Source organism: Pseudogemmobacter sp. W21_MBD1_M6 (assembly GCF_052119585.1).
GTDB lineage: Bacteria > Pseudomonadota > Alphaproteobacteria > Rhodobacterales > Rhodobacteraceae > JBGQOJ01.
The window spans coordinates 87678-107524 of record NZ_JBGQOJ010000012.1; the positions used below are offsets into that span (position 1 = coordinate 87678).

Sequence of the window (19847 nt, forward strand, 5' to 3'; positions counted from 1 at the left end):
AAGGAAAGTACCATGAGCCATCTTCTAGACCGACTGAACTTTTTCCAGACCACACGGCTTGAGACCTTTGCCGACGGCCACGGTCAGGTCACCAACGAGAACCGCGACTGGGAGGATACCTATCGCAATCGCTGGCGGCACGACAAAGTCGTGCGTTCGACCCATGGGGTGAACTGCACCGGATCGTGCAGCTGGAAGATCTATGTCAAATCCGGCATCGTGACATGGGAAACCCAGCAGACCGACTATCCGCGCACCCGCGCGGGCCTGCCCAACCACGAACCGCGCGGGTGCGCGCGCGGGGCGTCCTATAGCTGGTATCTTTATTCCGCGAACCGCGTGAAAAATCCGCTGATCCGGGGCCGTCTGATGCGGGCCTGGCGCAAAATGCGCGAAACCATGGCCCCTGTGGCCGCATGGGCCGCGTTGCAAAATGACCCGATCCTGCGGGCCTCCTATGTCGAAACCCGCGGCAAGGGCGGGTTCGTGCGCGCCACATGGGACGAGGCGACCGAGATCATCGCCGCCGCCAACGCCTATACCACCAAGACCTATGGCCCCGACCGGGTGTTCGGCTTTTCGCCCATTCCGGCGATGTCGATGGTCAGCTATGCCGCTGGCACGCGCTATCTGTCGCTGTTGGGGGGCACCTGCATGTCGTTCTACGACTGGTATTGCGACCTGCCCCCGGCCAGCCCCCAGACATGGGGCGAACAGACCGACGTGCCGGAATCGGCCGATTGGTACAACGCGGGGTTCCTGTTGCTTTGGGGGTCGAACGTGCCGCAGACCCGCACGCCCGATGCGCATTTCTACACCGAGGCGCGCTATCGCGGGGCGCGGTCGGCGGTGATCTGCCCCGATTATTCCGAGGCCGCGAAATTCGGCGATGTCTGGCTGGCCCCGCAGGCCGGCACCGATGCCGCGCTGGCGATGGCCTTTGGTCATGTGATCCTGCGCGAATACCACCTTGACCGGCAGGCCGCGTATTTCGAGGACTACGCCCGCAAATATACCGACATGCCGATGCTGGTCCGGCTGGACGAGGTCGACGGCCGCCTTGTGCCCGGTCGCCAGTTGCGCGCCGATGATTTCGACGGTGCCCTGGGCGAGGCGAACAATCCCGGCTGGAAAACGGTGGCCTGGGATGAAACCACCCAAACGGTCGTGGCGCCCAACGGGTCCATCGGATTCCGCTGGGGCGAGACCGGCAAATGGAACCTTGAACAACGCGCGAAAGGGGCCGAGGCCCATTTGCGCCTTAGCCAGATCCTTGATACCGACCATGACGAGGTTGTCGGCGTTGATTTCCCCTATTTCGGCGGGCAGGCCACGCCAAATTTCGTGAAATGCGACCACCCGGATGTGCTGACCCGCAATATCCCCGCCAAGCGGATCACGCTGGCCAACGGCGAGACCGCCCTTGTGGCGACGGTGTTCGACCTGTTCTGCGCCAACTACAGCCTTGATCGCGGGCTTGGCGGCGATGCGGTGGCGACGGGTTTTGATCAGGACGTGCCCTATACCCCCGCCTGGGCCCAAAAGATCACCGGTGTTCCGGCGGAACACATCATCGCCGTTGCCCGTGCCTTTGCCGACAACGCCGAGAAAACACGCGGCAAGTCGATGGTGATCCTGGGGGCCGGTCTGAACCACTGGTATCACATGGATATGAACTATCGCGGCATCATCAACATGCTGGTGATGTGCGGCTGCATCGGACAAGAGGGCGGCGGCTGGGCGCATTATGTCGGTCAGGAAAAGCTGCGCCCGCAAACCGGCTGGACGCCGCTGGCCTTTGCGCTGGACTGGAACCGCCCGCCACGGCACATGAATTCCACCAGCGCGTTTTATGCGCATACCGACCAGTGGCGCTATGAAACGCTGCGCGCGACGGAAATCCTGTCGCCCACCGCGCCAAAGGGTGACTGGGATGTATCGCTGATCGACTACAACATCCGGGCGGAACGGATGGGCTGGCTGCCCTCTGCGCCGCAACTGAAAACCAACCCGCTGGAGGTGGCCAAAGCGGCCAAGGCAGCGGGCAAGGACATCCCGGCCTTTGTGACCGAGGGCCTGAAATCCGGCGCGCTGGAAATGTCGTGCGAAGACCCCGACGCACCCGAAAACTGGCCGCGCAACCTGTTTATCTGGCGCTCCAACCTTCTGGGGTCGTCGGGCAAGGGGCACGAGTATTTCCTGAAGCATCTTCTGGGCACGCAGCACGGTGTGCTGGGTCATGATCTGGGCGAGGAAGGCGGCGTGATGCCTGTCGAGGCGAAATGGCACGACGAGGCGCCCAAGGGCAAACTCGACCTGCTGGTCACCATCGACTTTCGCATGTCCACCACCTGCGTCTATTCCGACATCGTGCTGCCCACGGCCAGCTGGTATGAAAAGGACGATCTGAACACCTCGGATATGCACCCGTTCATCCACCCGCTTCAGGCGGCCGTGGACCCCGCGTACGAGAGCAAATCAGACTGGGACATCTTCAAATCCATCGCTAAAAAGTTCTCCGATATCGCGCCCGAGGTGCTGGGGGTGGAAACCGACATCGTGCAACTGCCGATCCTACACGACACGGCGGGCGAACTGGCGCAGCCGCATGTGAAGGACTGGAAAAAGGGCGAATGTGACCTGATCCCCGGCAAAACCGCGCCGAACTACATCGCGGTAGAGCGGGATTACCCCAACCTTTACAAGAAGTTCACCGCAGTCGGGCCGTTGCTTGATAAACTTGGCAATGGCGGCAAGGGCATCAACTGGGACACCAAGACAGAGGTGCAGCATCTGCGCGACTTGAACGGTGTGGTGCTGGAAGAGGGCGTGACCAAAGGCATGGCGCGGCTGGATACCGCGATTGATGCCGCCGAAATGATCCTGATGCTGGCCCCCGAAACCAATGGCGAGGTGGCCGTCAAGGCCTGGCACGAGCTGGAAAAACCGACGGGCCGCGAACATGCCCATCTGGCGGAAGGCGCGCATCACACCAAGATCCGGTTCCGTGATCTGGCGGCGCAACCGCGCAAGATTATCTCGTCCCCCACATGGTCGGGCATTGAATCAGAGGAGGTCTGCTATAACGCGGGCTATACCAATGTGCACGAGCTGATCCCGTGGCGCACCCTGTCAGGCCGCCAACAGCTGTATCAGGATCACCTGTGGATGCGGGCCTTTGGCGAAGGCTTCGTCAGTTACCGCCCGCCGGTGGACCTGAAAACCATCACCACGGCGGTCAACACCGACGCGGGCCAGCCCCATGTCGTGCTGAACTTCATCACGCCGCACCAGAAATGGGGCATCCATTCCACCTATTCCGACAACCTGCTGATGCTGACGCTAAACCGTGGCGGGCCGGTGGTCTGGATGTCCGAAGTGGATGCGGCCAAGGCGGGGCTGGTCGATAACGACTGGGTCGAGGCCTACAATACCAACGGTGCATTGACCGCCCGCGTTGTTGTCAGCCAACGGATCAAGCAGGGCACTCTGTTCATGTATCACGCGCAGGAAAAGATCGTGAATACCCCCGGTTCCGAAAAGACCGGCCATCGCGGCGGCATCCACAATTCGGTCACCCGCACCACGCTAAAACCCACCCATATGATCGGCGGCTACGCGCAGCTGAGCTATGGTTTCAACTATTACGGCACTGTCGGCAGCAACCGCGATGAATTCGTGATCGTGCGGAAGATGCGCAAGGTTGACTGGCTTGATACCCCCGCAAAGGAGGCCGCAGAATGAGAATTCGCGCACAAATCGGCATGGTCCTGAATCTGGACAAATGCATCGGCTGTCACACCTGTTCGGTGACATGCAAGAACGTCTGGACCTCTCGCGAGGGGGTCGAATACGCCTGGTTCAACAATGTCGAAACCAAGCCCGGCACCGGCTATCCCACCGACTGGGAGAACCAGAAGAAGTGGAATGGCGGCTGGGCGCGCACGGCCCGCGGCACCTTGCAGCCCAAACAGGGCAGCAAGTGGCGCATCCTTGCGAACATCTTCGGCAACCCCGATTTGCCAGAGATCGACGACTACTACGAGCCGTTCACCTTCGACTACGACCACCTGAAATCCGCCCCCGAGATGGACGCCTTCCCCACGGCGCGGCCCCGGTCGCTGATCACCGGAGAGCGGATGGAGAAGATCGAGAAAGGCCCGAACTGGGAGGAAATCCTTGGCGGCGAGTTCTCGAAACGGTCAAAGGATTACAACTTCGAGAACATCCAGAAGGACATTTACGGCCAATACGAAAACACCTTTATGATGTATCTGCCGCGCCTCTGCGAGCATTGCCTGAACCCGACCTGCGCCTCGGCCTGTCCGTCGGGTGCGATCTACAAGCGCGAGGAGGACGGTATCGTCCTGATAGATCAGGAAAAATGCCGCGGCTGGCGGATGTGCGTTTCGGCCTGCCCCTACAAAAAGATTTATTACAACTGGGAATCCGGAAAATCCGAAAAATGCACCCTGTGCTATCCCCGCATCGAATCCGGCAACCCCACGGTCTGTTCGGAAACCTGCGTCGGGCGCATCCGCTATATCGGCGTGATGCTGTATGACGCCGACAAGATCGCCGAGGCCGCCAATGTGCCCGAAGAAACCAACCTGTATCAGGCGCATCTGGATGTGTTCATGGATCCAAACGATCCGACGGTGATCGCGCAGGCATTGGCCGATGGCATTCCGCAGGATTGGATCAAGGCGGCGCAGGAAAGCCCGATCTGGAAGATGGCGATGGACTGGAAGGTAGCGTTTCCGCTGCATCCCGAATATCGCACCCTGCCGATGGTCTGGTATGTTCCGCCGCTGTCCCCGATCCAGAACGCCGCCCAAGTGGGCGATCTGGGGATGAACGGCGATCTGCCCGATGTGCGCAAGCTGCGCATTCCGGTGAAATACCTTGCCAATATGCTGACCGCCGGGGCAGAGGAGCCGATCGTCACCGCACTGGAACGGATGTCGGCGATGCGCGCCTATATGCGGTCGAAAACTGTGGACGGTGTGATCAACGAAGGCATCGCCGCCCGTGTCGGTCTGACCCCCGCGATGATCGAGGATATGTACAAGATCATGGCGCTGGCCGATTACGAGGACCGCTTTGTCATCCCCACCACCCACCGCGAACAGGCAGAGGAAGTCTATGACATCCGCGGCGGCTGCGGGTTCACCGATGGCAACGGTTGCTCGACCGGATCAATCGACAAGGGCACGTTGTTCGGCGGCAAGAAAAAGAAAACCCTGACCCTGCCTTCGGAGGCATTCTGATGGACCGTAGTTTAAAAGCCCTGTCGCTGATCCTCAGCTATCCGACCCCCGAATTGCAGGCCGCAATGCCCGAGATCGGCGGCGTGCTGGCGTCGGAAACCCGACTGACCGCAGCCATGCGACGCGCGCTGCGCCCTTTGATCGAAGGGCTGGCCGGACGCGACATTTACGCGCTGCAAGAAGAGTATGTGATGCTGTTCGACCGCTCGCGCACGCTGTCGCTGAACCTGTTCGAACATGTCCACGGTGAAAGCCGGGATCGGGGCGGGGCGATGGTGTCGCTGGTTGAAACCTATCGCGAGGCGGGGTTCGACCCGATCAGCACCGAACTGCCCGACCACCTGCCCGTGCTGCTGGAGTTTCTGGCGACGCAATCCGCAGACGAGGCGCGTGAAATGCTGGCCGATGCGGCGCATATCTTTGCCACCATCGCCACAAGGCTGGACCGGCGCGACTGTGTTTATGGTGCCGTGTTCGCCGCATTGCGCCAGTTGTCCGGCACCGTGGCCGACAGCGCGGCGGTGGCCCTGATGCTGGAACAGCCAGAGGACGACCCGACCGATCTGGACGCCCTTGATGCCGTCTGGGAGGAAACCGAAGTCACCTTTGGCCCAGACCCGACTGCCGGCTGCCCGCAGGTCCGTGACCTGCTTGCGGGCATGGATATTCCCGTAACCCCCGAACCGGCTATGCCGGTCGCGGCGGACTGAAGGAGGCGACAATGCACAACTTTCTTTTCGGCATTTACCCCTATATCGCGCTTAGCGTACTGCTGATCGGCACAATCGCGCGCTATGAAACCGTGCCTTTCACCTGGAAATCATCGTCGTCGCAACTGTTGCGGCGCAAGCAACTGATCCTTGGATCGGTGCTGTTCCACATCGGTGTTCTGGTCATTTTCGCGGGCCATTTCGTTGGCCTGCTGACGCCGATCTGGGTGTTCGACGCGCTTGGCATCAGTCACGGTGCCAAACAGGTTCTTGCCGTTGTTGCGGGCGGCATTGCCGGGGTGATGGCACTGGTCGGCGGTGGCATCCTGTTCCATCGGCGTTGGACCGACCCGCGCATACGCAAGACGTCCTCGGTTGCCGACATTGCCATTCTGGCGCTGCTGCTGGCGCAATTGGTCTTGGGGCTTGGCACGATCTTTGTCTCGCTTCAGCATCTGGACGGGCATGAAATGACCACCTTCATGTCCTGGGCGCAGGGTATCTTTACCTTTCAGGCAGGCGCGGCTGACCACATCGCCGGCGCGGCGTTGATCTTCAAGCTGCACCTGTTTCTGGGGCTGACAATTCTGCTGGTGTTCCCGTTCACGCGGCTTGTTCACATGCTCTCGGTCCCGATCCGCTATGTCACATTGCGCCCCGGCTGGCAGATCGTGCGATCCCGCCGACCCAGGGCGCGGCCCAGATCCACCATCAAACCGGCGGAGAAACTGTGATGCAGATCCCCGCACTGTCTCAAACGCCGTTGTTTCCCGAAATCACCGTCAACGGCGCGGTGATCCCCTCTGCCGCAATCGCCGCCGAGGCGCAGAACCACACAGCCCCCAAGGGCAAGCCGGGTCTGGCCTGGCGGATGGCGGCGCGGGCTTTGACCATCCGCAAACTTCTGCTGGAGGATGCGGCACGGCGCGGCATCGTGGCTACGCCGATGGCTGTCGGACCCGGACTGATGGAAACGCCCGACGAGGCGCAGATCCGCGCCTTGCTGGAACAGGCGATAGCCGTGACCCCGCCAACCGAGGCCGAGCTGGAAGCGATCTGGGCCAAAGACCCCGCCCGCTTTCGGTCGCCACCCCTGTGGGAGGCCTCGCATATCCTGTGCGCCGCAGACCCGTTCGACGCCGATGCGACAGAGGGCGCGCGGCTGCGGGCCGAGGCGATCCATGCGCAAGTGACCCGCGACCCCAAGTCCTTTGGCAAGATTGCCCGCGACGCGAGCGATTGTTCGTCCAAGGCCAATGGCGGGATGCTGGGCCAGCTTGTGCCCGGCGATGCGGTGCCCGAGTTCGAGGCCGTCCTGCGCGACCTTGCGCCGGGCGAGATGGCCGCGACCCCCGTGCGCACCCGTTTCGGCTGGCATGTGATCCGGCTGGACAGCCGCGCCGAAACCCGCGAGCTGCCCTTTTCCGCCGTGCGCGCGCGTCTGGCCGAAGCCGCCGAAAAGGCCGGATGGACCCGCGCCGCCCGCGACTTTACCGCCGATCTGATGAAGGCCGCAGATATTCGCGGCGTGGATCTTGATATCCACCAGGGCCAAGCGGGGTGAAACAAGGTGAAGACGCGATACGTGGGGCCCGACTGTGGCTGTGATGCCAGAGATATGCAGCCCGGACTGATGTCTGTCGATCAGGCGATCGCGGCGGCGCTGCGGTTTGTGGTGCCGGTGTCCGACCGCAAGGTGGTTCCGCTGGCCGGTGCTTCGGGCAGGGTGCTGGCCTTGCCCGTTGTGGCGCGCGCAATGCTGCCGCCATACGATGCCTCGGCGATGGACGGGTATGCAGTGCGGGTCAACGACATGCCGGGTGCAGGGCCCTGGTCCATGACCGTGCAGGACCGGATTGCTGCGGGGGACGCACGCAGCATCGCCCTTGAATCCGGCGCAGCGCTGCGCATCTTTACCGGTGCCCCCCTGCCCCATGGTGCCGATGCGGTTGTGATGCAGGAATCCGTGACGCGTCGCGCTGACGGCATCCACCTTGTCCGGTGTCCGACCATCGGTGAAAATATCCGCCGTGCTGGCGAAGAGGCGCCAGCGGGCAAGAGCATTGTTCCCGCAGGCCGCAGGCTTGGCCCGCGCGACATCGGGGCCGCCGCCGCCGCTGGCCATGCGACCGTTACGGTTACGCGGCGTCCGCGTGTCGCCCTGCTGACCACGGGGGACGAGATCGTGCCGCCCGGTTCGCCCTTGACCCATGGTGCGATCTGGAACGCGAACACCAGCCTGCTGGTTGCGGCCATTCGGGCAGCCGACGCCGAGATTGTCACCGTGAAACATGCACCCGACGACCTTGCCGCGCTTGGGGCGCTGATGGTCGGGCTGGCCGGACAGGTCGATATGCTGATCACGACCGGCGGCGTATCCGTCGGCGAAGAGGACCACTGCAAAGCTGCCATTCTGGCGGCGCAGGGTGAAATCGCCGTCGCCGGTGTTGCGATGAAACCCGGCAAGCCGGTGATGTTTGGTCGCGTGGCCGGGGCGGTATGGCTGGGTCTGCCGGGCAATCCCGTGTCGGCCTATGTCACATGGCAGGTGCTGGGGCTGCCGCTGATCGCGCGGCTTGTCGGCAACCGAACGCCCGCTGCCCGATCAAGACTGGTGGTCGCCGGACACCCCTTGCACCACCGACCGGGGCGCTGCGAATATCGCCCGGCCACAATCACCGGCATCGACCATCTGGGGCGACAGATCGTCGCCGCAGGGGGCGCTGTCCATTCCGGACGATTAAGCGTGCTGGCCGATGCGGATGGTCTGATCGTGATCCCCGCAGCGACCGAGGCGGTTCAACCGGGCGATCTGCTTGATTTTCTGCCATTCCGGGCGGGATGAAACGGCCAACGAAAAGGAACATGACGATGCAGATTGCCTATACGATGGCGCAGGGGCGGGGCGACACGGATCTGGTCCTCGCCCGGCTTGCGGACCGCCTGAAAGCCGCTGGTATGCGGACCTGCGGTGTTGCGCAGATCAATACCGATTGCGGCGAGACCCACCCCTGCGACATGGATGTGCGCATCTTGCCCGACGGGCCGATGATCCGGATTTCGCAGTCTCTGGGCCCCCTGGCAAAGGGATGCCGCCTTGACCCTTCGGCGCTGGAACATGCCGTCGCGATGGTCGAGACACGCATGACTGGCGGCGTGGATGTCCTGATCATAAACAAATTCGGCAAACACGAGGCCGAAGGTCGCGGGTTCCGCAGCATCATCTCAGAGGCGCTGTCGGCGTCGATACCTGTCATCGTCGGGGTGAACCCGCTGAACCTTGCCGCGTTTCAGCGTTTTACCGAAGGTCTTGCCGTTCCGGTTGCGGCTGACGTCGATCTTTTGGCGGCCTGGCTGTCCGGTCTGGATGCGCGGAATTCTGCTCCGGCTTGACGGATGGCAAATGGACCTGCCTAACGCGCAGGTCCACCCTACCCCCACGAATCCTTTTCCCAACAGGTTCAGGACGCGTTGCGTCTGAAAACGGCGGCGGATGCGTGTTGCAGTGCAACCCTGTCCGGTGGATTGCCTTGCAGCAAAAGCCTTTTTCCCTGCCGCAGTGCAGAAATTATTGTTCAAAAAATTATATATTAAAATAAAAACTGTTATGCTATGTAACAGTTAAGACACCTATGGGGGACACTGAATGACCGTTCCATTCCAGACCGCGCTTGTCACCGGCGGCGCAAGCGGACTTGGCCGCGCGACGGCCCGCCATCTGGCGCAGCTAGGGGCACGCGTTGCCGTATTGGACCTCTCGCAAGAGCGGGCATCTGCGGTCGCAGACGAGATCGGCGGCGTTGGTATCAGTGCCGATGTAAGCGATGCAAAGGCGGTCGCCGCCGCCTTCGACACCGCCTGCGACGCCCTTGGATCAGCCCCCCGGATTGTCGTGAATTGCGCCGGCATCGGAACGGCGGCGCGCATTCTGCCGCGGGACGGTGTGCTGCCATTTGCCGCCTTCGAACAGACGTTGCGCATCAACCTTCTGGGCACCTACATCGTGATGAGCCATGCCGCCCAACGCATGAGCACGCTTGAAACGCTTGATGGCGACGGCACCCGTGGCGTCATCATCAACACCGCCTCTGTCGCATGGCAGGATGGCCAGATCGGTCAGGCCGCCTATGCCGCATCCAAGGGCGGCATCGCCTCGCTGACCCTGCCTGCCGCGCGGGAACTGGCGCGGGTGGGGGTGCGTGTTATGGCCATTGCACCGGGCCTGTTCGAAACCGCCATGACCGACAGCCTGCCCGAGGATGTGCGTGCGTCAATCGCGGCCAATATCCCGTTTCCGTCGCGTCTGGGCCATGCCGGGGAATATGCGCTGCTGGTCGAACACATCGTGCGCAACCCTTTCCTGAATGGCACCGTGATCCGTCTTGACGGTGGCGTGCGGCTTCAGCCGCGCTGACCCCCTTAACAGTGAAGAACAAACATATGACTGACACCATGCTTCAGATTTCCATTGAAAACGGCATTGCGACGCTGGTGATGAACCGGCCCGACAAACGCAACGCGATGTGCGATACGCTGCTCAATGCGATAGAGGCCTTTTTTGCGCAGCCCCCGAAGGGCGTGCGCGCGGTGATCCTGACCGGAACGGCGGGGCATTACTGTTCTGGGCTGGATCTGTCCGAGCATGTCTCGCGGGATGCGGAGGGCACAATGCGCCACTCGCGCAACTGGCACCGCGTCATGGACCTGATCCAGTTCTCTGGCCTTCCGGTGATCTCGGCCATGTTCGGCGCCGTGATCGGCGGCGGGCTGGAGCTTGCCGCCTCCACCCATGTCCGCATCGCAGAGCCGTCGTCGATCTTTCAGCTGCCAGAGGGGCGGCGCGGCATCTTTGTGGGTGGCGGCGCAACTGTGCGGATCGGGCGGATCATCGGGGCCGACCGGATGTGCGAAATGATGCTGACAGGGCGCAAATACACCGCGAGCGAGGCGCTTGGCCTCGGGCTGACGCATTACGCGGTGGCCGAGGGCGAGGCCCTGCCGCTGGCGCGGGAACTGGCGGGCAAAATCGCCGCCAACGCCTCGTTGTCGAACTACATGATGATCCAGGCGATCAGCCGGATCGCCGATATGCCCAAACAGGATGGTCTGTTCACCGAAAGCCTGTGCGCCGCCGTGTCCCAGACCAGTCGCGATGCCGAAGAAGGGCTGCGCGCCTTTCTGGAAAAAAGGCAGCCGAAATTCCGATAAGCGGCGCGGGACGCGCGGCCTATCGGGCACCACCGGCACGGTTGATGCCGCAGACATTTGTATAACTGGGAGGTCCTACAATGACGACGAATTCACTGACAAGGCGGACGATGCTGGCGGCCATGGGGGCGACGCTTGCCATGCCCGCGCTGGTAAAGCGTGCCAATGCGGCAGAGGTCACGTTGCGCCTGCATCATTTCCTGCCCGCGATGGCCCCGGTGCAGCGCAACATTTTTGAGCCATGGGCACAGGAAATTGCCGAGGCAAGCGACGGGCGCATCGAAATCCAGATATTCCCCTCGATGCAGCTTGGTGGCAAACCGCCACAACTGGCCGATCAGGCCAAGGGCGGAATTGCCGATATCGCATGGACCTTGCCGGTCTACACCCCTGACCGCTTTCTTCTGGCAGAGACGATGGCGCTGCCGTTCATGGTGACCACCGCCGAGAAAAGCTCGATCGCGATGCAGACCCTGATGGACGAGTTCGGCACTGCCGAATACGCAGGGCTAAAGCCGCTGGCCTTCCACACCCACGCGGGCGGCAAATTCCACATGCGCGACACACCCGTAGTCACCGCCGCCGACCTGAAGGGCAAGCAGATCCGCAGCCCGAACCAGTCGACCGGCCAGTTGCTGTCGGCGCTTGGCGCAGAGCCTGTGTTCTTTCCCGTCACCGATATGATCGTCGGCCTGTCGAACGGCGTGATCGACGGGTGCTGCCTGCCCTACGAGGTGGTGCCCGCCTTCAAGCTGCAAGAGCTGACCAAGTTCAGCAGCGAACCGGCCCCCGCCGCACGCGGCCTTTATTCCAACACGTTCGCTTTGGTCATGAACCAGGGGGTCTATGACGGCCTGCCCGAGGATCTGCGCGGCGTGATCGACAACGCCTCTGGTCCCGCGCTGTCACGGCGGATGGGTCAGTCCTTTGACACCTTCGAGACGGGCGGTCGCGGGGTTGTCGAAAAGCAAGGTAACCAGATCAACGAGATCGCGGCAGCCGAGGTGGAAAGCTGGCGTCCGCTGGTCGCGCCGATCTATGCCGAATGGCAGAAAAAGCTGGACGACAACGGGTTTGATGGCGCAGCCGTCCTAAGGCGTGCCAACGAACTGCTGGACGCGGGCTGAGCATGACCGGTTTCAGATCCATGTGGAATGCGCAGGGAAGGGTTCCTTCCCTGCAGCTATGGCTCTTGCGGCTTTCCATCGTTTTTGCGGCTCTTGGCGGGGTGGCAATTTTTGCCGCCTCGCTGACCGTCAGCCTGTCCGTCGCCCTGCGCACCTTCGGGTTCGGCGGCATACGCGGGGATTTTGAACTGGTAGAGGTCGTCGCGGCGACCTGCGCCAGCCTGTTTCTGCCGCTGTGCCAATTGCGGCGCGGTCATGTTCTGGTCGATCTGTTCACCGACTGGATGCCCACGCCCGCAAAGCACCGGATCGACGGTGCCTGGACACTGGTTTTTGCCCTTGCCTTGGGTATTCTCAGTTGGCGTCTGGGTCACGGGCTTGTCGATGTCTACGGCTATGGCGACCGCACGATGCTTCTGAAACTGCCGCTTTGGTGGGTCTATGTGCCCGCCGTTCTGTCCACCGGACTTGCCTGTTTCATCGCCCTTGTCAGCGCCAACAGCCTGTTGCGCGGCAATATTCCGGAAATGGAGCATATCTGATGGACCCGATGTTCATTGCGGCCCTTATGGTCGTCATCCTGTTGGTGATGATCTTTTTGCGCGCGCCGATTGCGCTTGCGATGGGGCTGGTCGGGTCTGCCGGCTATGTCACGCTGGCCAGCCCGATGGCGCTTTCTGCCTATCTGTCCACCGCATGGCCGGACAAGTTCATGTCCTACGAATTGGCCATTGTTCCGCTGTTTATCCTGATGGGGCATCTGGCGACCCGCACCGGCATCTCGGCCAAGCTGTTCAACGCGGCAAACGCGTGGATCGGGCATTTTCGTGGCGGGCTTGCCATGGCCGCCATTGCCGGATGCGCCATGTTCGGGTCGATCTCTGGGTCGTCGCTTGCGACTGCATCGACGATGGCACGGGTGGCGCTGCCCGAAATGCGCAAACACGGCTATTCGGGCGCGCTTTCTGCCGGATCGCTGGCGGCGGGCGGCACGCTTGGCATCCTGATCCCGCCATCCGTGGTGCTGATCATCTATGCGCTACTGACCGAACAGAACATCGTCAAACTGTTCCTTGCTGCCACCCTTCCCGGCATCCTTGCGGTTCTGGGGTTTATGACGGCAATCGCGATCTACGCCCGCATTTACCCTACCGAAGCCCCTGCATTACCCCGCAAACCCCTGATCGAACGCATCAAGGCCCTGGGCGATATCTGGTATATCGTCGGGATCTTCGGCGGTGTCCTTATGGGCATCTACGGCGGCATATTCACCCCGGCAGAGGGCGCATCGGTCGGCGTGGTGGCGACCATGGCTGCGGGTCTTGTCACGCGCAGCCTGTCACTGCCCGATCTGATCGACTGCCTGATCGACACCGCCGGGTCCAGCGCGATGATCTTTGCGATTATCTTTGGCGCCGACCTGTTCAACGTCGCACTTGCCTTGTCGCGCATGCCGACCGAGGTTGCAGGCTGGTTCTCGGGGGCCGATATTGCCCCGATGACGGTGCTGATTGCCATCATCGCCTTTTACCTTGTCATGGGTTGCGTCATGGACAGCCTTTCGATGATCCTGCTGACCGTTCCGGTGTTCTTTCCAACTGTTATGGTGCTCGACTTTGGCCTGCTGCCCGAACAGCAGGCAATGTGGTTCGGGATCATCACGCTGGTGGTGGTCGAAATCGGGATGATCACACCGCCTGTCGGCATGAATCTTTTTGTGATCGGGGCCATGGCGCGTGACATTCCCACGCGGGAAATCTTTCGCGGCACGGTTCCCTTCATCATGGCGGAATTTGTTCGGATTACTATTCTGGTTGCCTTCCCCGCTCTCAGCTACTGGCTTGTCCAGATTGTCACTCAATGAGCCGGAGACCCATCATGAAACTTCCCAAAGCCGCACAGCCCGACACGCAGACCCCGCTGTCAGACTCCAATCTGCGGCAATTTGCGGGGTATAGCCTGAAACGGGCCTACCTTGTCGCCGATGCCGACATGCGCCGTATGGTGGCCACGCTTGGGCTGCGCCAGACGACGTTTTCAGCGCTGGCAACAATCATCGAGAACCCGGACATCACCCAGACCCAACTGGGTCAGGCGCTTTTTATCGAGCGGTCCGGTGTGGTGCTGATCGTCGACGAGCTGGAAAATGCCGAGCTGATCACCCGCAACAAGGTGAAGAACGACCGCCGGTCCTATGCGCTGCGCGTGACCCTCAAGGGCCGTCGCCTTTGGGAAAAAGCCCGTGCGCAGGTGCTTGCGCAGGAAGACCGGACCTTCAGCGCGCTCAGCGCGAATGAACGCGCCGCCTTTGTGGACATGCTCAACCGTATTGAAGCCACCCAGCCGGACGACGACCCGAATTGAGGATATAATGACCCAGACCGACCGCACCTGCCGCCCCGTGTTCGACGGTTTCCTGCCCCATAAGGCTTTGACCGAACAGCGCGCCGATGGTTCGATCCTGTTCCGGTCGGATCACCCGCTTGACCCTGCGGTTTCAAAGACCTCGGACTGGTTGCACCACTGGGCCGCCGCCGCGCCGGACCGGGTCTATCTGGCGGAACGGTCCGGCGCAGGCTGGCGCACGCATGGATATGCCGAAGTGTTGCATATGGTTCAGGCGATCGGGGCCAGCCTTCTGGCGCGGGGCCTGAACGAAAGCACACCAATCGCGATCTTGTCCGGCAATGGCATGGATCACGCGCTTTTGTCGTTCGGGGCGCAGTATGTCGGCGTGCCGACCGTGCCGCTGGCCGAGCAGTATTCGCTGATCCCCGAGGCCCACGGGCGCCTGATCTATGTGCTGGACAAGGTCCGCCCCGCGATGGCCTTTGTCGATGACGCCGCCCGCTATGCCGGCGCGCTGGCCCTGCCGCAGCTTGCCGGGGTCGAGGTTGTTGCCGCGCGCCCAAAGGGGGCCGCGCGTCCTGTCACGCCGTTTTCCGACCTGCTGCGCGGCGATGCCGGTGTTGACATCAGCGCAGCCAATGCCGCCGTCGGCCCCGATACTCTGGCGAAGATCCTCTTCACTTCCGGCTCGTCCTCGGAGCCGAAAGGCGTGCTGACCACGCAGCGGATGATGTGCACCAATCAGGCGCAGATGGCGTCGGTCCTGCCCTTTCTGAAGGCCCGCCCACCGCGCATTGTCGACTGGTTGCCATGGAACCATGTGTTCGGCGGCAGCCATAACGTCAACATGATGCTGGCGCATGGCGGCTCGCTTTATATCGACCATGGCAAGCCCACGAAATCGGGGTTCCAGACATCCATCGGCAACATCACGGACCAGCCCGCCACGCTGTCGTTCAATGTGCCTGTGGGATTTTCAATGCTGGTGCAGGCGATGGAAACCGATCTTGCGCTACGCGAGGCCTATTTCCGCGACCTTGACATGATCTTCTATGCCGGGGCCTCGCTGCCGCAAGACGTGTGGCAAAAGCTGGAGGATTACGCGATGGACATTCGCGGTCGCCTGCCGCTGATGACCTCTAGCTGGGGCCTGACCGAAACCGCCCCCGCCTGCGTGATGCAACATGAACCCATCGGCCGCTCTGGCGTGATCGGTGTGCCGCTACCGGGGGTCGAGGTGAAACTACTTCCCGACGAGGACATGCGCTGCGAGATCCGCGTGAAAGGCCCGAACGTGCTGCGCGGTTATTTCGGTGACCCCGTGAAAACCGCCGCGGCCTTTGACGACGAGGGGTTCTTTATCACCGGCGACGCGGTGCGCTTCGTTGATCCTGTGCGACCAGAGGTGGGCCTTGCCTTTGATGGCCGGGTTTCCGAGGATTTCAAGCTGACCACAGGAACCTGGGTGCAGGCGGGCAAGCTGCGGATCGACGCGCTGGAAGGTCTGCGTGGCCTTGTGCAGGATGTGGTGATCTGCGGCCATGACCGCGACGCCATTGGCCTGTTCATCTTTCCGCGCCCCGATCAGGTGCACGGGAATAACACCTCTGACGGGGCAGTGATCGACGCTGTGCTTCAGGCCCGGATCGAGGAACGCCTGCGCGAAATGGCGCGTGTCGCGACCGGCTCTGCCAAGCGGATCTCGCGGGCGATCATTCTGGCCGAACCGCCGTCCCTCAAGGATCTCGAAGTGACCGACAAGGGCTCGCTGAATGTGCGCAAGGTCATCACCCGCCGCGCGGCTTTGCTGGACCGGCTTTATGACAATGAAGACCCGGCGTTGATCCGGGTGTGAGGTAGAACATGATTGATTTCTCCAAGGTCCGCGCGATTGATTTTCACACCCACGCCGAGGAGCCCTGCGGGTGCCACGCCGATGACGGATACGACGATCTGCAATCGTCGATGGCACAGTATTTCGGTGCCCCGTGGAGCCACCCGCCGACGATCCCGCAGACCGCCGCGCATTATCGCGCGCAAAATATCGCCGCCGTGATTTTCCCCGTCGACGCAGAGCGCGAAACCGGGTTCCGCCGCTACAAGAACGAGGAAGTGGCAGAGCTTTGCGCCGAACACTCCGACATTCTGATCCCCTTTGCCTCGATTGACCCGCACAAGGGCAAGCTTGGCGCACGCGAAGCCCGCAATCTGGTCGAGAATTACGGCGTTCAGGGGTTCAAGTTCCACCCGACCATGCAGGGGTTCTATCCCAACGACCGCATGGCCTACGCCCTGTACGAGGCGATTGCCGAAACCGGCAAGCCCGCGCTGTTCCACACCGGGCAGACCGGCGTCGGATCGGGGATGCGCGGCGGCAACGGGATGCGGCTGAAGTATTCCAACCCGATGTATATCGACGATGTTGCGGTCGACTTTCCCGACATGCCAATCATTCTGGCGCATCCGTCTTTCCCCTGGCAGGAAGAGGCGCTTTCCGTGGCCAGCCACAAGCCCAATGTGTATATCGACCTTTCGGGCTGGTCGCCGAAATACTTCCCCGACATCCTTGTGCGATATGCCAATACGATGCTGAAGAAAAAGATGCTGTTCGGGTCCGACTGGCCGATGATCTCGCCCGAGAAATGGCTTGATGCGTTTGATAAGGCCGCCTTTCGGGACGAGGTCCGCCCCCTGATCCTGAAGGAAAACGCGATGCGGCTGTTGGGCGTGGCGGAATGAAGCCCTTTTCGGCCCCCGTCGAAGACATCCTGTTCTCGCTTGACCATGTTGCCCGTGCCGGTCGCCTGCCCGATTGGGATAGCGGTTTCGCAGGTGAGATCCTGACGCATTTCGCCGGATTTGCAGAACACGAGATCGCACCGCTGGACGAGCCGGGGGACCGCCAGGGGTGCCGGATCGAGAACGGGCGGGTGATGATGCCCGACGGTTTTGCCGAATGTTACGCACGCTATGTCGAACAGGGCTGGCACGCGCTCTCGCTGCCAGAGGCGCAGGGCGGTCAAGGGCTGTCAGGGCCACTGCACGGTGCCGTGTCCGAGATATTCTCGGGGGCCTGCCATGCCCTGCAAATGATCACCGGCCTTGTTCCGGGGGCCGCGCGCACGCTTGAACGCTTTGGCACGCCGGACCAGATCGCGGCACATATGCCCGCGCTGGCCTCTGGCGCGGCACTGGCGACCATGTGCCTGACCGAAGGCGCCGCCGGGTCCGACCTGTCCGGTATCCGCACCCGCGCCACGCGGCATGGCGATGGCTGGCAGATCACCGGCAGCAAGATTTTCATCTCGGGCGGGGATCAGTCCCTGTCGAACCACATCCTGCATCTTGTCCTTGCCCGCACCGGCGCGGCCGAAGACGGCGTGCGGGGGCTTTCGCTGTTTTTGTGTCGCAACGGCGGTGACTTTGGCCCGAACGGCATCACCGTTACGCGGATCGAGGAAAAGATGGGGCTGCACGCCTCTCCGACATGCCAGCTGGCCTTTGACGCGGCCCCGGCAGAGCGGCTTGGTACTGAGGGCGAGGGCCTGAAAGCGATGTTCACGATGATGAACCACGCGCGCCTCGATGTGGCGCTTCAGGGGGTGGCCCATGCCGCGCGGGCCAGCGATATCGCGCGCGCCTATGCCGCCGAGCGCAAACAAGGACGTCGGGCCGACGGGTCGCCCGCCGTGCTGTCCGACCATGCCGATGTCGCGCGGATGCTTGACCAACAGCGCTTTCTGACGCTGGGCGCACGCGCCATGTGCCATCTGGCGCTGGTCGAGCTGGAAAGCGGCACAGCACACAGGCTTGTCGAATTTCTGACGCCCCTGTGCAAGATCTACGGCACACAGGCCGGTATCCGCGCCGCCGATCTTGGTATCCAGATCCTTGGCGGATCCGGGTATCTGTCAGAATACCGCATAGAGCAAACCTACCGCGACGCGCGGATCACCGCCATTTACGAGGGGACGAACGGCATCCACGCCCTCTCTCTTGTGACGCGCCTTTTGCACATGGAAGGTGCCACCGCGGCCTTTGCCGCCCTGCTGAACGACCTGTCACCTGATGGCGGACTGACAAAAGACGTGGCCGCATGGCAGGAGCTTTGCGCCGAGGTGGCGCAATCCCCCGATCCCGCCGCGCAGGCCCACCGCTTTGTCAAAGCGACGCTGGCGATCTTTGAGCGCGCCATCTGGCAGCGCATCGTCCTCGTGGCACCGCACCATAGCGCCTGCAAGGACCTTATCCGGTTGTCAAAGCAGGCAGGCGCGCCTTTTGATCCATGACCGGCTATCGGCAAAAATAGACGGCGCCCCCGACCCCGACCAGCGTGACCGCGCCGGCCGCGATCACCGCAGGCGCTGTCAGCGCGGTGCCAAGCGTGGTGCCCGCCGCACCCAATGCGCCCGAGATAAAACCGCCAGAGCCGTTCATGATCAACGCGCCCGAACTGTGACCGATGATCGTTCCGCCGTCCAGTGACAGGGCCGACCGGGCCGTCGACAAGGCGGTTCTGCCTGCGATATCAAGACCGGTCCGCGCAATCGACCGGGCCTCGTCTTTGGTGGTGTTCACCCGCTCGCAAAGCGTCTTTGGGTCATTGCAGACCAGATAGGCATCGCGCGCGCCCTCGGAGAAACCCGTGTAGGTATCGGCATCCTTGTCATAGACAAGGCAGAACGGCTTGCGCTCTGCATCGGTCAGGTCCGGCGTGAATTCCCTTAGCGTCAGATAGGCGGGGCAATCCACCCTGCCCCATCGCCCGAAAAGCCGTTCGCGAACCGATGTGTTCCCCTTCATCTCTTGTTTCGGGACGAACTGGCTGGCGGCGGTCGGGTCGGACTGCGACACCCTATAGTCAATCTGGCGCAGTTGCCCGTTCAGCGAGGTCGTGCAGCTGGCCGCCCACGCGGGCGCAATGACCACCCACTGCATCAAAATGACGATCGAGACGCGCAACAGCATTCCGCATTTCCTTTGCTTGACGCCCCCCGACGTTGGACGGCAATGCCGAAAGTGATGGGCCGGACCGGTTCCCTTGTCCAGCTTTCGCCCTGCCCCCATGCGCGGATCAACGCCCGTGTGATGCGGCCCGCGCGGAAAATCGCCTGTCGGTTCCGTGGTGCGGGCGGCAGGACCGTCATGAAATGTGCAAAGGCGGTTTCAGACCAAAGTCGGAT

17 protein-coding genes are annotated in these 19847 nt (G+C 62.2%); 16 read left to right on the plus strand and 1 reads right to left on the minus strand.

What is annotated here, in order from left to right; translation table 11 throughout:
- Nucleotides 1-12: 12 nt before the first annotated feature.
- From ACEN2R_RS13205 to ACEN2R_RS13280, 16 genes are all read left to right on the plus strand, one after another.
- The gene (locus ACEN2R_RS13205; protein WP_442042927.1) at nt 13-3744 is read left to right on the plus strand and encodes a nitrate reductase subunit alpha; all 3732 of its coding nucleotides are present in this window, start codon (nt 13-15) and stop codon (nt 3742-3744) included.
- Complete coding sequence (gene narH / locus ACEN2R_RS13210; protein WP_442042929.1) at nt 3741-5270, plus strand: nitrate reductase subunit beta; 1530 nt, start codon at nt 3741-3743, stop codon at nt 5268-5270. Before ACEN2R_RS13205 ends, narH begins: the two co-directional genes overlap by 4 nt.
- Nucleotides 5270-5980, plus strand: a complete 711-nt coding sequence (gene narJ / locus ACEN2R_RS13215) for a nitrate reductase molybdenum cofactor assembly chaperone (RefSeq protein WP_442042930.1) — start codon at nt 5270-5272, stop codon at nt 5978-5980. Before narH ends, narJ begins: the two co-directional genes overlap by 1 nt.
- An 11-nt stretch (nt 5981-5991) precedes the next feature.
- The gene (gene narI, locus ACEN2R_RS13220) at nt 5992-6714 is read left to right on the plus strand and encodes a respiratory nitrate reductase subunit gamma (RefSeq protein WP_442042932.1); all 723 of its coding nucleotides are present in this window, start codon (nt 5992-5994) and stop codon (nt 6712-6714) included.
- Complete coding sequence (locus tag ACEN2R_RS13225) at nt 6714-7544, plus strand: peptidylprolyl isomerase (RefSeq protein ID WP_442042934.1); 831 nt, start codon at nt 6714-6716, stop codon at nt 7542-7544. The genes narI and ACEN2R_RS13225 overlap by 1 nt, the downstream gene beginning before the upstream one ends.
- Before the next feature lie 54 nt (nt 7545-7598).
- Nucleotides 7599-8825: a molybdopterin molybdotransferase MoeA gene (locus tag ACEN2R_RS13230; RefSeq protein WP_442042936.1), complete on the plus strand. Its 1227-nt coding sequence runs from the start codon at nt 7599-7601 to the stop codon at nt 8823-8825.
- Nucleotides 8826-8845: 20 nt separating this feature from the next.
- Nucleotides 8846-9373, plus strand: a complete 528-nt coding sequence (locus tag ACEN2R_RS13235; protein WP_442042938.1) for a DUF2478 domain-containing protein — start codon at nt 8846-8848, stop codon at nt 9371-9373.
- Nucleotides 9374-9626: 253 nt separating this feature from the next.
- A complete protein-coding gene (locus ACEN2R_RS13240; RefSeq protein ID WP_442042940.1) occupies nt 9627-10394 on the plus strand; it encodes an SDR family NAD(P)-dependent oxidoreductase in 768 nt (255 codons plus the stop codon).
- Nucleotides 10395-10420: 26 nt separating this feature from the next.
- Nucleotides 10421-11188, plus strand: a complete 768-nt coding sequence (locus tag ACEN2R_RS13245) for a crotonase/enoyl-CoA hydratase family protein (protein WP_442042942.1) — start codon at nt 10421-10423, stop codon at nt 11186-11188.
- A gap of 80 nt (nt 11189-11268) precedes the next feature.
- A complete protein-coding gene (locus ACEN2R_RS13250; RefSeq protein WP_442042944.1) occupies nt 11269-12315 on the plus strand; it encodes a TRAP transporter substrate-binding protein in 1047 nt (348 codons plus the stop codon).
- 2 nt (nt 12316-12317) lie between these two features.
- On the plus strand, nt 12318-12857 hold the full coding sequence (locus tag ACEN2R_RS13255) for a TRAP transporter small permease (RefSeq protein ID WP_442042946.1): 540 nt from the start codon (nt 12318-12320) through the stop codon (nt 12855-12857).
- Complete coding sequence (locus tag ACEN2R_RS13260) at nt 12857-14179, plus strand: TRAP transporter large permease (protein ID WP_442042948.1); 1323 nt, start codon at nt 12857-12859, stop codon at nt 14177-14179. Before ACEN2R_RS13255 ends, ACEN2R_RS13260 begins: the two co-directional genes overlap by 1 nt.
- A gap of 14 nt (nt 14180-14193) precedes the next feature.
- Nucleotides 14194-14679, plus strand: a complete 486-nt coding sequence (locus ACEN2R_RS13265) for a MarR family winged helix-turn-helix transcriptional regulator (RefSeq protein ID WP_442042950.1) — start codon at nt 14194-14196, stop codon at nt 14677-14679.
- Nucleotides 14680-14686: 7 nt separating this feature from the next.
- Nucleotides 14687-16519 (plus strand): feruloyl-CoA synthase, encoded by a 1833-nt coding sequence (locus ACEN2R_RS13270; protein WP_442042952.1) that lies wholly within the window; start codon nt 14687-14689, stop codon nt 16517-16519.
- An 8-nt stretch (nt 16520-16527) separates the two neighbouring features.
- Nucleotides 16528-17403 carry an amidohydrolase family protein gene (locus tag ACEN2R_RS13275; protein WP_442042954.1) on the plus strand — a complete coding sequence of 292 codons (876 nt, stop codon included), beginning with the start codon at nt 16528-16530 and terminating at the stop codon, nt 17401-17403.
- Entirely contained in the window at nt 17400-18953 is a 1554-nt protein-coding gene (locus ACEN2R_RS13280; protein ID WP_442042956.1) for an acyl-CoA dehydrogenase family protein, read from the plus strand. Before ACEN2R_RS13275 ends, ACEN2R_RS13280 begins: the two co-directional genes overlap by 4 nt.
- Before the next feature lie 4 nt (nt 18954-18957).
- On the opposite strand, the gene ACEN2R_RS13285 is transcribed toward ACEN2R_RS13280, so the two are convergent.
- A complete protein-coding gene (locus tag ACEN2R_RS13285; RefSeq protein ID WP_442042958.1) occupies nt 18958-19632 on the minus strand; it encodes a hypothetical protein in 675 nt (224 codons plus the stop codon).
- Nucleotides 19633-19847: the final 215 nt, after the last annotated feature.

Bases quoted from the DNA above. Each gene is read 5' to 3' on its own strand.
- ACEN2R_RS13240 (WP_442042940.1), top strand. From the start codon at position 9,627: ATGACCGTTCCATTCCAGACCGCGCTTGTCACCGGCGGCGCAAGCGGA.
- ACEN2R_RS13280 (WP_442042956.1), top strand. From the start codon at position 17,400: ATGAAGCCCTTTTCGGCCCCCGTCGAAGACATCCTGTTCTCGCTTGAC.
- ACEN2R_RS13275 (WP_442042954.1), top strand. From the start codon at position 16,528: ATGATTGATTTCTCCAAGGTCCGCGCGATTGATTTTCACACCCACGCC.
- narI (WP_442042932.1), top strand. From the start codon at position 5,992: ATGCACAACTTTCTTTTCGGCATTTACCCCTATATCGCGCTTAGCGTA.
- ACEN2R_RS13260 (WP_442042948.1), top strand. From the start codon at position 12,857: ATGGACCCGATGTTCATTGCGGCCCTTATGGTCGTCATCCTGTTGGTG.
- ACEN2R_RS13235 (WP_442042938.1), top strand. From the start codon at position 8,846: ATGACGATGCAGATTGCCTATACGATGGCGCAGGGGCGGGGCGACACG.
- narJ (WP_442042930.1), top strand. From the start codon at position 5,270: ATGGACCGTAGTTTAAAAGCCCTGTCGCTGATCCTCAGCTATCCGACC.
- ACEN2R_RS13205 (WP_442042927.1), top strand. From the start codon at position 13: ATGAGCCATCTTCTAGACCGACTGAACTTTTTCCAGACCACACGGCTT.
- ACEN2R_RS13225 (WP_442042934.1), top strand. From the start codon at position 6,714: ATGCAGATCCCCGCACTGTCTCAAACGCCGTTGTTTCCCGAAATCACC.
- ACEN2R_RS13265 (WP_442042950.1), top strand. From the start codon at position 14,194: ATGAAACTTCCCAAAGCCGCACAGCCCGACACGCAGACCCCGCTGTCA.
- ACEN2R_RS13255 (WP_442042946.1), top strand. From the start codon at position 12,318: ATGACCGGTTTCAGATCCATGTGGAATGCGCAGGGAAGGGTTCCTTCC.
- ACEN2R_RS13245 (WP_442042942.1), top strand. From the start codon at position 10,421: ATGACTGACACCATGCTTCAGATTTCCATTGAAAACGGCATTGCGACG.
- narH (WP_442042929.1), top strand. From the start codon at position 3,741: ATGAGAATTCGCGCACAAATCGGCATGGTCCTGAATCTGGACAAATGC.
- ACEN2R_RS13270 (WP_442042952.1), top strand. From the start codon at position 14,687: ATGACCCAGACCGACCGCACCTGCCGCCCCGTGTTCGACGGTTTCCTG.
- ACEN2R_RS13230 (WP_442042936.1), top strand. From the start codon at position 7,599: ATGCAGCCCGGACTGATGTCTGTCGATCAGGCGATCGCGGCGGCGCTG.
- ACEN2R_RS13285 (WP_442042958.1), bottom strand. From the start codon at position 19,632: ATGCTGTTGCGCGTCTCGATCGTCATTTTGATGCAGTGGGTGGTCATT.
- ACEN2R_RS13250 (WP_442042944.1), top strand. From the start codon at position 11,269: ATGACGACGAATTCACTGACAAGGCGGACGATGCTGGCGGCCATGGGG.